Origin of the sequence: Bifidobacterium dentium JCM 1195 = DSM 20436 (assembly GCF_001042595.1) — a bacterium.
Classification (GTDB): domain Bacteria; phylum Actinomycetota; class Actinomycetes; order Actinomycetales; family Bifidobacteriaceae; genus Bifidobacterium; species Bifidobacterium dentium.
This window is the reverse complement of record NZ_AP012326.1, coordinates 1,830,962-1,845,256: the sequence shown is the minus strand read 5'-3', so window position 1 is coordinate 1,845,256 and position 14,295 is coordinate 1,830,962. Positions and strand designations below refer to the sequence as shown.

At 48.1% G+C, this 14,295-nt stretch carries 8 protein-coding genes and 1 CRISPR repeat array; all 8 genes read left to right on the top strand.

The window, feature by feature from the left end:
* Positions 1 to 224: 224 nt before the first annotated feature.
* The 8 genes from BBDE_RS07915 (at position 225) to BBDE_RS07885 (ending at position 14,295) form a co-directional block, all read left to right on the top strand.
* Complete coding sequence (locus BBDE_RS07915; RefSeq protein WP_003839261.1) at positions 225 to 2,687, top strand: CRISPR-associated helicase/endonuclease Cas3; 2,463 nt, start codon at positions 225 to 227, stop codon at positions 2,685 to 2,687.
* 15 nt (positions 2,688 to 2,702) lie between these two features.
* Positions 2,703 to 3,413: a type I-C CRISPR-associated protein Cas5c gene (gene cas5c / locus BBDE_RS07910; RefSeq protein ID WP_003839262.1), complete on the top strand. Its 711-nt coding sequence runs from the start codon at positions 2,703 to 2,705 to the stop codon at positions 3,411 to 3,413.
* On the top strand, positions 3,410 to 5,302 hold the full coding sequence (locus BBDE_RS07905; protein WP_003839263.1) for a type I-C CRISPR-associated protein Cas8c/Csd1: 1,893 nt from the start codon (positions 3,410 to 3,412) through the stop codon (positions 5,300 to 5,302). The genes cas5c and BBDE_RS07905 overlap by 4 nt, the downstream gene beginning before the upstream one ends.
* 33 nt (positions 5,303 to 5,335) lie before the next feature.
* Positions 5,336 to 6,181, top strand: coding sequence for a type I-C CRISPR-associated protein Cas7/Csd2 (gene cas7c / locus BBDE_RS07900; protein ID WP_003839264.1), 846 nt, complete (start codon positions 5,336 to 5,338; stop codon positions 6,179 to 6,181).
* Between the two features lie 35 nt (positions 6,182 to 6,216).
* A complete protein-coding gene (gene cas4 / locus BBDE_RS11165; RefSeq protein WP_003839266.1) occupies positions 6,217 to 6,894 on the top strand; it encodes a CRISPR-associated protein Cas4 in 678 nt (225 codons plus the stop codon).
* 14 nt (positions 6,895 to 6,908) lie between these two features.
* Positions 6,909 to 7,940 (top strand): type I-C CRISPR-associated endonuclease Cas1c, encoded by a 1,032-nt coding sequence (cas1c, locus tag BBDE_RS07895; protein ID WP_012902377.1) that lies wholly within the window; start codon positions 6,909 to 6,911, stop codon positions 7,938 to 7,940.
* Positions 7,941 to 7,946: 6 nt separating this feature from the next.
* A complete protein-coding gene (gene cas2 / locus BBDE_RS07890) occupies positions 7,947 to 8,237 on the top strand; it encodes a CRISPR-associated endonuclease Cas2 (RefSeq protein ID WP_003839268.1) in 291 nt (96 codons plus the stop codon).
* 249 nt (positions 8,238 to 8,486) lie between these two features.
* Positions 8,487 to 13,797: direct repeats of the CRISPR family, unit length 33 nt; unit sequence GTCGCTCTCCTCACGGAGAGCGTGGATTGAAAT.
* 81 nt (positions 13,798 to 13,878) lie between these two features.
* The gene (locus BBDE_RS07885) at positions 13,879 to 14,295 is read left to right on the top strand and encodes a helix-turn-helix transcriptional regulator (RefSeq protein WP_228369692.1); all 417 of its coding nucleotides are present in this window, start codon (positions 13,879 to 13,881) and stop codon (positions 14,293 to 14,295) included.

The window sequence follows — 14,295 nt, the reverse complement described above, 5'->3', positions numbered from 1 at the left end:
ATCGTTAGATATGGTCGTGGAACAAGCTCCTTTAATGGTCCCGCACATCAGACACCATTTCAATCCACGTTCATTGCGAACGACTATGGGTGTAAGACCCGTTATTCAGCATACCTGATTCCAAGAATCAAAGAAAAGATTCGGTGTATGATGAGCGGATACTTCAAAAGCTGTGCTACACTGAGGATAGCAATTCAGTACATTGCCGATCAAAGGAGCATCGCATGAACTCGAAACAATTGCTTGCACGCAAAGACGCGACTGGAGCTGTACAAACTCTCCGTGATCATTTGCACGGCGCGGGAAAACTGGCGAGAGACTTCGAAGAAGAATTCTCTGCGATATCGTACACTGCTGCTTTGTTGCATGACCTCGGAAAAGCTTCAGAAGATTTTCAGGAATATCTGTTATCTGCAAAGGGACATCGCGGTTCTGTAATTCATGCATGGCAGGGAGCTTTTTTAGTTGATGATGCATGTGCCTTATCTTCTGAAAAATCGGCTGCTGAGCAGGCGGTACAAGAGATCACTAGGGAGATACTTGAACTTGCCATTGCTAAACATCATGGTGAGTTGCCGGACTGTTTAGATGTGGATGGATTCTCGACTTTTTTTGACGGTCTTGCTACGGATCGGAAGAATGAAATCAGATTCTCGTATCAAGAAGTTAAGGACAGAATCTCGTATCTTGACCTTGATATTGCTGGTAATTATGACAAAAGTATCAGGGATGTCGAGCATTTCATGCAGAAATTTAATATGGGAGGCATAACAAATTCAGATAGCTTTTATTTCTATCTTGGGTTATTTGCCAAATATGTGTACTCTCGATTAATTGATGCAGATAGATTAGATGCTGCTTGTTTTGAAGAACGGAGAACATACAGATCCAAATCGATTGATTGGTCATCTTTGATCGATCGTTTCGAAAAGAATATAAGAAAGTTTGATCATACCTCTGAAATCAATAAGATTCGTAATCAAATTTCCGAGCAATGCCGCTTGGAGGGGAAACGAAGTACTGGAATTTATAGATTAGCTGTTCCAACAGGTGGAGGTAAGACACTGGCCTCACTTAATTTTGCTTTACATCATGCAATAGAGACCAATAAAAGACGAATCATATATGTAATTCCATACCTGTCGATTACTTCGCAGACCGTGAAGGTTTTTCGTGAGATTCTCGAGCTGGATGAGGATGATACTGAAACACTACTCGAACACTATTCATCCGCAGGTGGAAGAAAGGATGATGATACATTTACCAATACACAATCCGAATTTGACCAAGAAGAGGATGACGAACAGAATGCAAAAAGAAAACTTGCTACCGAACGTTGGGACAGTCAAATCATTGTGACTACCATGGTCAGATTCTTAGAAACAGTAATGTCCTCTAAGAGTGGCGATCTCCGGAGATTCCACAACATGGCGGATAGCATTATCATATTCGATGAAATTCAATCGCTGCCTACGAACGCTATCAATCTTTTCAATGAAGTAGTAAGTTTTCTTTCTAAAATTCTGGGCTCGACTATAGTGCTTTGTTCGGCTACGCAACCGCTGCTTGAACGGACCAGTAGAAAAAACCTATTGTTGGCGGATTGTCCGAATCTTATTGATGATTCTCAAGAATATTTCGAGAAGCTGAGACGTACATGCGTAGTTGCTGCAACAGAAATGAAAAACTGTGACGAGTTAGCTGAAATAATTTATGAGAAGGCAAAGGAAAACGGCAATTGCTTAGCCATTGTTAATCTTAAATCTGAGGCGAGAATAATATATCAGTGTCTTAAAACATTGAATGGAGACAATCACTTTAAAATTATTCATTTGAGTACTTCAATGTGTGGTCAGCATAGGACAGATAAGCTTGAACTCGTCCGGCAATTGACTAGTATCGATAAAGGAAAGCCAGTAATTTGCATAAGTACACAGCTTATTGAGGCGGGAGTAGATGTTTCGTTTTCTTGCGTTATTCGTGCCATGGCAGGCCTCGATAGCATTCTACAAGCTGCTGGTCGTTGCAATCGAAATGGCGAGTCAAAATCGCCGAAAAAAGTTTATGTATTTGGAATCAAGGATGAGAAAGGGTTGAGTTATTTACCTGATATCAAAATGGGAAAGGAGATTACCGAGCGAATGGTTCGGGAGCATCCTGACGAAGATCTTCTTTCCAATGAAATGCTGTTGGAATATTACCAGCTGTTCTTCGAAGGCATACAATCCGGTAACGATAATGGATTTGGAATTATGGATTATCCAATTCCAGGAAAGCAGAACCTATATGCGTACGATTTACTTTCCTGTAATCGTGCAGCAAGAGGTCAGTATGTCAATAGCTCGGGGACGCAATACTTGAAGGTATATGCTCAAGCATTTAAAACTGTTGGGAATCGATTCCGTGTCATTCCCAATCAGAATCATAATGTCGTGGTACCTTATGGACGTGTAGAGAAGCACATGGAGCGACTTTCAAGGGGGAATTTAAGAGAGCAATTTGCGGCGCTTCGACAGTTGCAAGATTACTCGGTGTCATTATTTGATAATGAGTACCGCAGTCTGGATGAGCGAGGAGCAATTACTCTGGAAAATGAGGATTTTGGTATCTACATGTTGAACAAAGATTATTACAAGGAAGAATATGGTGTTGTGACGGAGACAGAGATGTCTTTACTCTACATCTGAAAGTGAGCATTTCTTATGAAGAAATATAAAAATTCCATTGAATATGAGGTTTCAGGGGCGTATGCCCTATTCTCGGAGGCAGTGACTAGGATTGGTGGTGAAAAATACTCCTACCAAGTACCTACCTATCAGGCATTAAAGGGCATGACGGAAAGCATCTACTGGAAGCCTACAATTACATGGGTCATTGATGCAGTTCGCGTGATGAATAAAATACAGACTGAAGGAAAAGGAATCCGTCCAATCAAGATGAGCGGAGGAAACGACCTATCCTATTACACATATCTCAAAGATGTGAGATATCAAGTTTTAGCTCATTTTGAGTGGAACGAACAGAGACCGGATCTTACCGATGATCGAGATGAGAACAAACATTATCAAATTGCGCAACGTTCAGTAAATCAAGGTGGACGCAGGGATGTATTTCTTGGAACCAGAGAATGCCAAGGATATGTGGAACCTTGTGCGTTCGGCGAAAATATCGGATTTTATGATGATTACGGACAATGGAATCTTGGTTATATGTTCCATGGGTTCACTTATCCGGATGAGAATCCAAAACATGATTTGGTGGCGAGGTTCTGGGCTCCGACAATGAGGAACGGAGTCATTGAATTCGATCGTCCCGATTCGGCAAATCTTGATTGCCGGATTATCCGCGAGAATCAAACGGTTAAATCATTTAAGAGTGGCGAAAACTTCAGAATACTGGAAGGAGATGAATGATGAGTCTGTGGTCCAGCTTACTTGAGACGTATGATGAAGTACAGAACGCTTCGGGGCGTGGACATCAAGGCTACGGCAATGGCGATGAGGCGAAAAAAATCCTATTACCGCTTGATCATATGTCTATGCCTGGCCAGTTGCGTGTGATTCTGAAATCCGATGGCTGTCTTGAGAGTATAAAAAAGGAAGCAGTTGCATGGACAATGATTATTCCTTGTACCGAGGAATCGATGGGAAGAACCAGTAAACCTGTTCCTCACCCATTATGTGATCAGCTGCAATATGTGGATAAAGTCTGCGATGCTAAGAGAACTTGTATGTATCTGGACCAACTTGCAAAATGGAAAGGCGATGACGAGAAATTAAATGCGATTTACCGGTATGTATCTGAGCATAGTATTAGCAAAGATGCGATACAATACGGTATACAGTTGACCGGTAGAGACGAGAAAATTGGTGTATGTTTCGAGGTCGAGATACCTGGGAAAGCGTGTCGCCCGGTTGCCGATGATCCAGAAATTAGGAATCGATGGATTGAATTCCAGCAGAGAGAGCATGCTTGGGCTGGTACCGATATCTTTGGAAGAGATTTTTACTCACAGGCTTCAAACTATCCTAAGAACATCGTCAGCACTGCGGGAAACGCGAAACTCATCTCGGCAAATGACAATACGAATTTCACTTATAGAGGGCGTTTTGGGAATAGGGATGAGGCATTGAGAATTGACTCGGAGACTTCTCAAAAGATTCATTCCACACTGCGTTGGCTTGTAAACAACCATGCAACGATTACGGATACGCAAGCCATCATCATCTGGGCGGTAAAGAAACCTGAAGAGAACGTAGTGAATCCCGAGCTAAATTTCGCTGAGACTCTTAGCCATATGCTGTTGAATAGCGAATCAGAACAACATGATGTGGTGCAAGATGCGCTTATAGCAACAGATATGAACTACGCGAAGAGATTTCGTGCGTTACTGCGGGGGTATGGCAGTCCGGATTTTTTGCAGAAGCATGCAAACAAGATGGCGATAGTCATTCTTGATGCTGCGACATCCGGACGACTAAGTGTTACGTTCTATCGTGAATTACGAGAAAACGAGTATCTTGAAAACATTTTAAAATGGCATACGGATACAGCGTGGCCTTTGACTTATTTTGAACGAAATCAAAATGGAGACAAAACATCCTTCAAACGAACCCCTTATATAGGGGCACCGTCTTTCGTCGATATTATCAATTGCACATACGATGCTTCAGATCGTAGTAGCAAGAGCTACAAAAGATATGCTAAATACATGAAGAAGAGGCTTATCGAATGTATGTTCGGTGATCGAGCTCTACCTATTTCGATTTTAAACGCTGCATTCCATAAAGTAACTAGACCGATAAGCTATAACGAAGGCGATTTAGTCTGGGAGCGTGATTTTGAAATTGCATGCAGTCTGTGGAAGAAGCATTTCAATGATGAAGCAAAGAGGCATCATGATAGTAAGGAGGTATCCATGGAATTGAATTTGGAGCGAAAGGATCGTGACTATTTATATGGTCGACTTTTAGCTCTGGCTGATTATTTTGAGCGGGGTGTGCTACTGAAACAGCAAGTAGATCGTCCTACAAATGCGGTGAAGTTGATGAGCAACTTTATCGCAAAACCATATTCAACATGGGGAGCCTTATGGAAACAATTGATCCCGTATTTGAAGACCATGAATGGAGCTGAATGGTTCCAGTCCGGAATCGATGATGTTATGGCTCTTTTTGAGGAGGGTGATTTTGAGGATAATAAGACACTGTCTCCTCTATTCCTCTTGGGATATTCTTCTCAGCGCCGCTCTTTGAGAAACCCAACACGACTGCACAAAGACGAATCAGATAAGCAGAACTAAGAATTAAAACTATACAGATTAAGGAAGAAAAACATGACTAACTTGAAAAACAAGATTGATTTCGCAGTGGTTTTCTCTGCAGAGAACGCGAATCCTAATGGTGATCCGTTGAATGGGAATCGCCCCCGTACTACGTCGGATGGCTTTGGTGAGGTTTCTGATGTGGCCTTGAAGCGTAAGATTCGTAATCGCTTGCAGGATGCTGGAGAATCTATTTTTGTACAGATGGATGAGCGTTCTGATGATGGGGCCAAGTCTCTGTCTGAACGCTTTAATACCTACCTGAAGACCCTATCGAAAGATGAGCAAAAAACAAAGGATATTGTTTTTCACAAAGTCTGTGAACACTGGTTGGATGTTCGGGCTTTCGGACAGGTCTTTGCGTTCAAGAAAGCTAAAGATGTCGACGAGGTTTCTCTTGGTGTACGAGGTCCGGTGTCGATCCAACCGGCTTTCTCTACTCTGCCTATAGCCATCGATGATGTGCAGATTACGAAGTCTGTGAACAGCGAGACGACGGATACGGGTAAGAAATCATCAGATACTATGGGCATGAAGTATCGTGTTTCTGGGCGTGCCGTATATACAACATTTGGGAGCATCAGTCCTCAGCTGGCGGAAAGAACTGGCTTCTCTGAGGAAGATGCACGAAAGATTAAGGAAGCATTGATTTCCTTATTTGAGAATGATGAAAGTTCAGCGCGGCCTTCAGGTTCGATGGAAGTAACTAACGTCGTCTGGTTCGAACACAACTGCAAGGGTGGACAATATTCCTCTGCTAAAGTTCATCGTGCTATTTCTGTGGATTCTGCCGGCGAAATCAGTGTTGACGAGAGTGCTATTCCTGGGCTTCACTTTGAAATCATCGAAGGTCGTTAACCCTAAAGACTGCTTAGAGAAGATGAGAGATTGCCATGACAAGACCAGCTGAATATCCGGAAGAAGATTGGCTGGCCTTGTCTGGCCTACAGCATTTTGCTTTTTGCAAGCGGCAGTGGGCTCTGATTCATATCGAGCAGCTATGGTCGGAAAATTATCTGACCACAGCTGGGCAGCTTGAGCATTCTCGTGTGCACGATTATGAGTCTTCTGAGAGTCGTGGAGACTTGTTAATTATGCGAGATTTGCGAGTATTCTCGAGATCTCTCGGAATCACTGGTGCTTGCGATGTTGTGGAGTTCCATAGGGCTGCAAATGGAATTAAATTGCACGGAAGGGATGGTTTATGGGACCCGTATCCCGTTGAATATAAGCATGGAAAACCTAAGACAAATGATGCTGATCGGTTACAGCTGTGTGCCGAGGCGATGTGCTTGGAGGAAATGCTTGCGTGCACGATTCAAGAAGGTGCTTTGTTTTATCAACGGATAAAACGGCGGGAGAGGATTCCTCTTAATGACGAATTGCGGAATACGGTAAAGAAAGATTTTTTACAGATGCATGACTTGTTTGCTCGTGCTCATACGCCACAAGTGAGACCTACAAAGGCATGCTCAGCATGCTCCTTGCGAAATTGGTGTTTACCCGAGTTAACAAAAACTAGGTCTGCGCAGAAATATATTGATCTCCAAATTAACGGTATGAATTCCTGAATCGAGGCATTGCGATGAAACAGCTTCTCAACACATTATTCGTAATGACCGAAGATGCATACTTAGCACTGGAAAATGACAATGTGGCTGTGCACCAAGAAGATGTGATTCTGGCGAAAATACCGCTTCGTTCCATTGAATCAATACTGTGCTTTTCATATAAGGGAGCATCTCCATCACTTATGGGACGTTGTGGAGAGATGGGCGTTAGCATGTCCTTCTATTCACCAAGAGGGCATTATTATTGTTCAATCATGGGGGAGAAGAATCGTAATGTTCTGTTGAGGAGAGAACAATTCCGTCGAGCAGATAATGAGATGGATGCTCTCCCTGTTGCTAAATCATTTATCATTGGCAAGATTTTTAATGCGAAGTGGGTGCTAGAACGAACGAAACGGGATCATGCTTTGCGAGTGAATGTGGAACGGATTTCTCAGCAAAGTAATCGACTGACACAACGGCTACCAGAAATCCGTCAATGCGATTCCATGGATGCACTGCGTGGCCTAGAGGGGATGGCGGCGAAAGAGTATTTTTATGCTTTTGATGATTTAATTTTGAGAAATAAAGATAACTTTTTCTTTGAGGGGAGAACAAGAAGACCGCCACTTGATCGAATGAATGCATTGTTGTCATTCATTTATTCCGTACTTACCAATGATTGCTGTGCTGCACTACAGGGAGTGGGACTGGATCCTTACGTGGGTTTTATGCATGTCGATCGGCCCGGACGTGCATCACTTGCCCTAGATTTAGTGGAGGAGTTCCGTCCGGTGATAGCTGATAGATTCGCTTTGACTCTGGTCAATACTGGTGCAATACAGATGAAAGACTTTGAAGAACGCGAAAATGGAAGCGTGTTCCTCTCAGAAACAGGAAGAAAGGCAGTGCTTGGTGCTTGGCAAAGAAAGAAAGCCGAACAAATTGTTCATCCGTATCTGCAGGAAAAAATTTCTTGGGGTCTGGTTCCCTATGTACAGGCGCTTTTATTAGCGCGCTTCTTACGCGGGGACATAGATGCTTATCCACCATTTATGTGGAAGTGATAAGACATGATGGTGGTCGTGGCATATGATGTCAATACTGAGACAACTGCGGGGAAGAGACGGTTGCGTAACGTTGCGAAGACATGTATGAAATATGGGCAACGGGTGCAGAATAGCGTATTCGAGTGCTCGGTCACTTCATCGGATTATCTAACTTTAGTAAATGAAGTGATGAAAATCATGGATCAAGAAAAGGATAGCCTGCGCTTATATAAATTAGGGACAAAATATTCTGAGAAGATTGAACATTATGGTGTACAGCGGCATCTTCCTGTAGATGATGTGATGATGATTTAGACGCCGAGGCCTGTCGTTGTGCGAAGTGGAAGCTCTCATCGAATAAGGCAAGCTTCGCACCTGGATGGAACTTGGAATCGAAAAGTAAGTCGATTTTCCTTGGCTGTTTGATAATTTCAGAGAGAAGAATCGTTATTATTTTTTGGTAGAGTGATTAGAATAACGGGTTTTGACTTCAAACCCTGCTACTCTTGAACTTGTACGAAGGATAGATGTTCCACAATGTGAAACATGCTGTCCATCTGTGCAGTCGCTCTCCTCACGGAGAGCGTGGATTGAAATAAGTCGTTGTTCATGTGGACACGCCAATATCCGGTCGCTCTCCTCACGGAGAGCGTGGATTGAAATGCAGAAGGTCACGATGGATGATGCAACGTTTTACAGTCGCTCTCCTCACGGAGAGCGTGGATTGAAATCTTAACCGTACTCCGGCCGCGGCTGGCGGACAGGTCGCTCTCCTCACGGAGAGCGTGGATTGAAATGAGAAAAGGACTAAACAATGGCTACCGTATACAGTCGCTCTCCTCACGGAGAGCGTGGATTGAAATATGACACTTCCACCGCCCGTACCATGACGGGAAGTCGCTCTCCTCACGGAGAGCGTGGATTGAAATCTGCAAATGACGAACGTGCTGTCGGATGAAGCGTGTCGCTCTCCTCACGGAGAGCGTGGATTGAAATGTCCTCGACCGCGACCATGCCCGAATCGTTTGGGTCGCTCTCCTCACGGAGAGCGTGGATTGAAATATTTATTTGCGCCGCACCGACGTGGAACAGCACCGTCGCTCTCCTCACGGAGAGCGTGGATTGAAATAAGGATTGAGGTGAGCTCGATGAGGCAAATGCCGCGTCGCTCTCCTCACGGAGAGCGTGGATTGAAATTCGGGGAAGCGGTACGAGCCACGGTGCGCGTGGGTCGCTCTCCTCACGGAGAGCGTGGATTGAAATCATTCGATGCCGATAGGGTGCCCTGAGTCTGCCGTCGCTCTCCTCACGGAGAGCGTGGATTGAAATATAAAGTCCCTGTAAGTGATGGAGGACACGTTAGGTCGCTCTCCTCACGGAGAGCGTGGATTGAAATTCGGAGGAGCTGCTCGTAGTAGTCTTCGAATCCGTCGCTCTCCTCACGGAGAGCGTGGATTGAAATTCTCTGCAGCACGCGCATATTCGTGGATCAGCCGGTCGCTCTCCTCACGGAGAGCGTGGATTGAAATAACGACGGCAGCTCGCACGTGGAATGGATCACCGAGTCGCTCTCCTCACGGAGAGCGTGGATTGAAATTTGTCCGGCGACATCGGCGGCGGCATCAGCGCCAGTCGCTCTCCTCACGGAGAGCGTGGATTGAAATATCCAGACATGCGATTATGTCAATGCCCACACCAGTCGCTCTCCTCACGGAGAGCGTGGATTGAAATCGCTTTGAATGGCAGGTTCGGGATGCCGAGTCCGGTCGCTCTCCTCACGGAGAGCGTGGATTGAAATCAAGTCATCCAGCGTTTTGCCAATACGCTCGAATGTCGCTCTCCTCACGGAGAGCGTGGATTGAAATTACAAGCATAGGGGGTCTATCACCCCTAATCCGTGTCGCTCTCCTCACGGAGAGCGTGGATTGAAATCAGCTCGGCGACGCGGACGGCCAGATGCTCATGTCGCTCTCCTCACGGAGAGCGTGGATTGAAATCCCGATTGGGAGATGAGGATCCGTGGCCGCGTCAGTCGCTCTCCTCACGGAGAGCGTGGATTGAAATTCCGGCCCCCAGCCGAGCTCTTCCCACGCCATTTGTCGCTCTCCTCACGGAGAGCGTGGATTGAAATTCACCCCGGTAGGCCCAGTCGATGGGCAGTTCCCGTCGCTCTCCTCAGGGAGAGCGTGGATTGAAATACTGCGACGGCTTGCGCTTGCATGCACAGTAACCCGTCGCTCTCCTCACGGAGAGCGTGGATTGAAATGATTGCCTTGTGTTGGCATTCGTCGTTGGATGATGTCGCTCTCCTCACGGAGAGCGTGGATTGAAATCATTAAGAGTGAAGTTGCCAAGACGTATGCGACCGTCGCTCTCCTCACGGAGAGCGTGGATTGAAATGACATGCTGGGCCATGATATAACCGCCTTAAAAAGTCGCTCTCCTCACGGAGAGCGTGGATTGAAATACATCCACGAGCAACTGGCGCGTCGTATATAAAAGTCGCTCTCCTCACGGAGAGCGTGGATTGAAATTGGTCGGCGGTCATCATCAGTCTTATCGGCGGTGGGTCGCTCTCCTCACGGAGAGCGTGGATTGAAATGGCGTGTACGCCGTCAGATAGGCCGTCGCACCCGTCGCTCTCCTCACGGAGAGCGTGGATTGAAATACAAACCCATTGCCGAAACTGCTCAACACGACAGTCGCTCTCCTCACGGAGAGCGTGGATTGAAATATGATTTGGAGCCTAAAAAATCAAAAGTATTGTACGTCGCTCTCCTCACGGAGAGCGTGGATTGAAATGATGTGAAATTCGACGTGGACCGGACCAGCTTCGTCGCTCTCCTCACGGAGAGCGTGGATTGAAATGCAACCTTACGCGCCGCCATCATGTGCAGTCGAGTCGCTCTCCTCACGGAGAGCGTGGATTGAAATGCCTCACGCGAACGAATAGCATCGGCGGAGGCCGGTCGCTCTCCTCACGGAGAGCGTGGATTGAAATACCAAATACGTGTTTAAGGTGCAAGATGATTGCGTCGCTCTCCTCACGGAGAGCGTGGATTGAAATCCGTCACCGATGCGGAAGTGGAAGCCTCCGCCAAGTCGCTCTCCTCACGGAGAGCGTGGATTGAAATTTCTTTCTTATTACTACTACTCCTACTACTACTAGTCGCTCTCCTCACGGAGAGCGTGGATTGAAATACCATGCGTTTGCAGTCCTGCTTGCGCTTGTAGAGTCGCTCTCCTCACGGAGAGCGTGGATTGAAATAAATGCCGGTATCTGCCCGGGATATGGAAGTTGGTCGCTCTCCTCACGGAGAGCGTGGATTGAAATCTGGTGCCGTCAATCGGATTGACCGGCGAATTGGGTCGCTCTCCTCACGGAGAGCGTGGATTGAAATACCTTATCGTAGGCTACGGGGTCGTTGATCAGCCAGTCGCTCTCCTCACGGAGAGCGTGGATTGAAATCTGCTGGCCATATGCCTGGAATCGCGTGGGTTGGTCGCTCTCCTCACGGAGAGCGTGGATTGAAATCTCGATTTCGGTTTGCATGTGGGTCAGGATCCGGGTCGCTCTCCTCACGGAGAGCGTGGATTGAAATCTCAACAGGCTGACCATGGCGTCGGTGGTCGCGTGTCGCTCTCCTCACGGAGAGCGTGGATTGAAATTCATACCGTGATACGCTTACCGTACTCGGCTACGTCGCTCTCCTCACGGAGAGCGTGGATTGAAATGTTGAGCGTCCGTAACGCCATGGTCGCCTCCCCGTCGCTCTCCTCACGGAGAGCGTGGATTGAAATACTGCTTGCGGTGGCTGTCGAGTCTTGCGTGGTGGCGTCGCTCTCCTCACGGAGAGCGTGGATTGAAATGCCTTGACCTCACGCGACATGAAATCGGCGTAGGGTCGCTCTCCTCACGGAGAGCGTGGATTGAAATACCAACGAACAGGTGAGCGCGACCCTGTTCGCCGTCGCTCTCCTCACGGAGAGCGTGGATTGAAATCAGGATGGATGTCAATTCGATGAGGCAGATGCCGGTCGCTCTCCTCACGGAGAGCGTGGATTGAAATCAACCATTTGCGGAACGTTGGTCATATTATCCCCGTCGCTCTCCTCACGGAGAGCGTGGATTGAAATTTATGAAAGGTGTGAACATGAGCAGACGGAACAAGTCGCTCTCCTCACGGAGAGCGTGGATTGAAATGGGTGCGGCGAATGCGATCGGTGCGGCCGCCACCGTCGCTCTCCTCACGGAGAGCGTGGATTGAAATCTATCCGCAAATCGGCTCGAAAGAGTGCGTACCCGTCGCTCTCCTCACGGAGAGCGTGGATTGAAATGCGCATGGTGCGGCCCAGGTAAAAGACGAACATGTCGCTCTCCTCACGGAGAGCGTGGATTGAAATGTGGACGGCTCGGGCGCTGATGTCCACAAGCTGGGTCGCTCTCCTCACGGAGAGCGTGGATTGAAATTGGTTGGTCTTGCGTCTGCGTCGAGTCCACGTCGTCGCTCTCCTCACGGAGAGCGTGGATTGAAATCTCCGGACAGGTCGAACTACGGAGATACATTTCGTCGCTCTCCTCACGGAGAGCGTGGATTGAAATAATAACTGATGCCGGACAGTGGCTCGTTGTCGCCGGTCGCTCTCCTCACGGAGAGCGTGGATTGAAATATTGGCCAGCACGAACCTTTCGAACCAGCAGACCAGTCGCTCTCCTCACGGAGAGCGTGGATTGAAATAAGCCAAAATAGTCGGCAAACCACCATACGGTTATGTCGCTCTCCTCACGGAGAGCGTGGATTGAAATTCCGTCGAGAGTGTTCCGTGATCAGGTCGGCGTGGTCGCTCTCCTCACGGAGAGCGTGGATTGAAATATGGCAAAGTCCCTGCATGCGCGTCTCGTGGCCTGTCGCTCTCCTCACGGAGAGCGTGGATTGAAATACGTAATCGCACGTCTGGACGAAATAATACCAAGTCGCTCTCCTCACGGAGAGCGTGGATTGAAATGCTTTCGCGCCGACGGTCAAGATCACCCGCAAAGTCGCTCTCCTCACGGAGAGCGTGGATTGAAATTACACGGCAAGCGTCGGCATCCGCGGCGTATCAGTCGCTCTCCTCACGGAGAGCGTGGATTGAAATACGTGATGACGCAGGTCGCAGTCGATGACATGCGTCGCTCTCCTCACGGAGAGCGTGGATTGAAATGACAAGGACGGGTATTCGCCGCCATCAGGCGGCGTCGCTCTCCTCACGGAGAGCGTGGATTGAAATCTCACCGGCGTCAACGGCACGGGGAGCAAGACATGTCGCTCTCCTCACGGAGAGCGTGGATTGAAATCTGTCCGGCGACATCGGCGGAGGCATCAGCGCCGTCGCTCTCCTCACGGAGAGCGTGGATTGAAATCGATTTGGAACGTGAGATAGCGGAGAACATCACGTCGCTCTCCTCACGGAGAGCGTGGATTGAAATTCATGTTCCATTGCCCTGAGGTTGAGGATAGCCCAGTCGCTCTCCTCACGGAGAGCGTGGATTGAAATATGAGCCGTGAAGTCAAGGCGAAAGTGCATGGAGGGTCGCTCTCCTCACGGAGAGCGTGGATTTGAAATATGCACGCGCACACCGACATCCGCAGGGAGCAATGTCGCTCTCCTCACGGAGAGCGTGGATTGAAATACCGACGTGGCATGCGGCAACGACTACACTCTTGTCGCTTTCCTCACGGAGAGCGTGGATTGAAATTTCCGATCGAAGAGTCCGCTGTCGTTCTCGGCGAGTCGCTCTCCTCACGGAGAGCGTGGATTGAAATGAGGACAGCCTGGAGGGCTGCTACGCGCTCATGCAGTCGCTCTCCTCACGGAGAGCGTGGATTGAAATACGCCGAGCTCCCGGTCCCCCGTCGGCCCTGGTGGTCGCTCTCCTCACGGAGAGTGAGATTAAAACATGATGGGAGCGGCCATGGGATTGCGTGAACGGCGTGAGCGTTGCGGGTTGACGTTGCTCCAGTTGGATGCGTTGACCGGTATCGCCTACACGCGGTTGAGCACGTTGGAGTGCAATGCGTCCGAGGCTCGCAACATGTATTTGGGTACGGCTCGGCGGATTGCCGACGCGTTGCATTGCAACGTGTTGGACTTGTATCCGGATGAGGATGCGTGGCGTGGCGGCGTGTCAGCCGGCGTGACCGGGTTGAGGAGGATTCGTAGGGAACGGCATTTGACGCAGCGGATGCTGTCAGCCTTGACGGGTATCCCCCAGCCTAATATTTCTTGGTTCGAGACCGGGTATCGTCCTGTGTCTCAAATGTATTTGGATACTGCGCGACGCCTGTCGGAGGCGTTGCAATGTGACCCTGTTGATTTTCTTATTGATTGA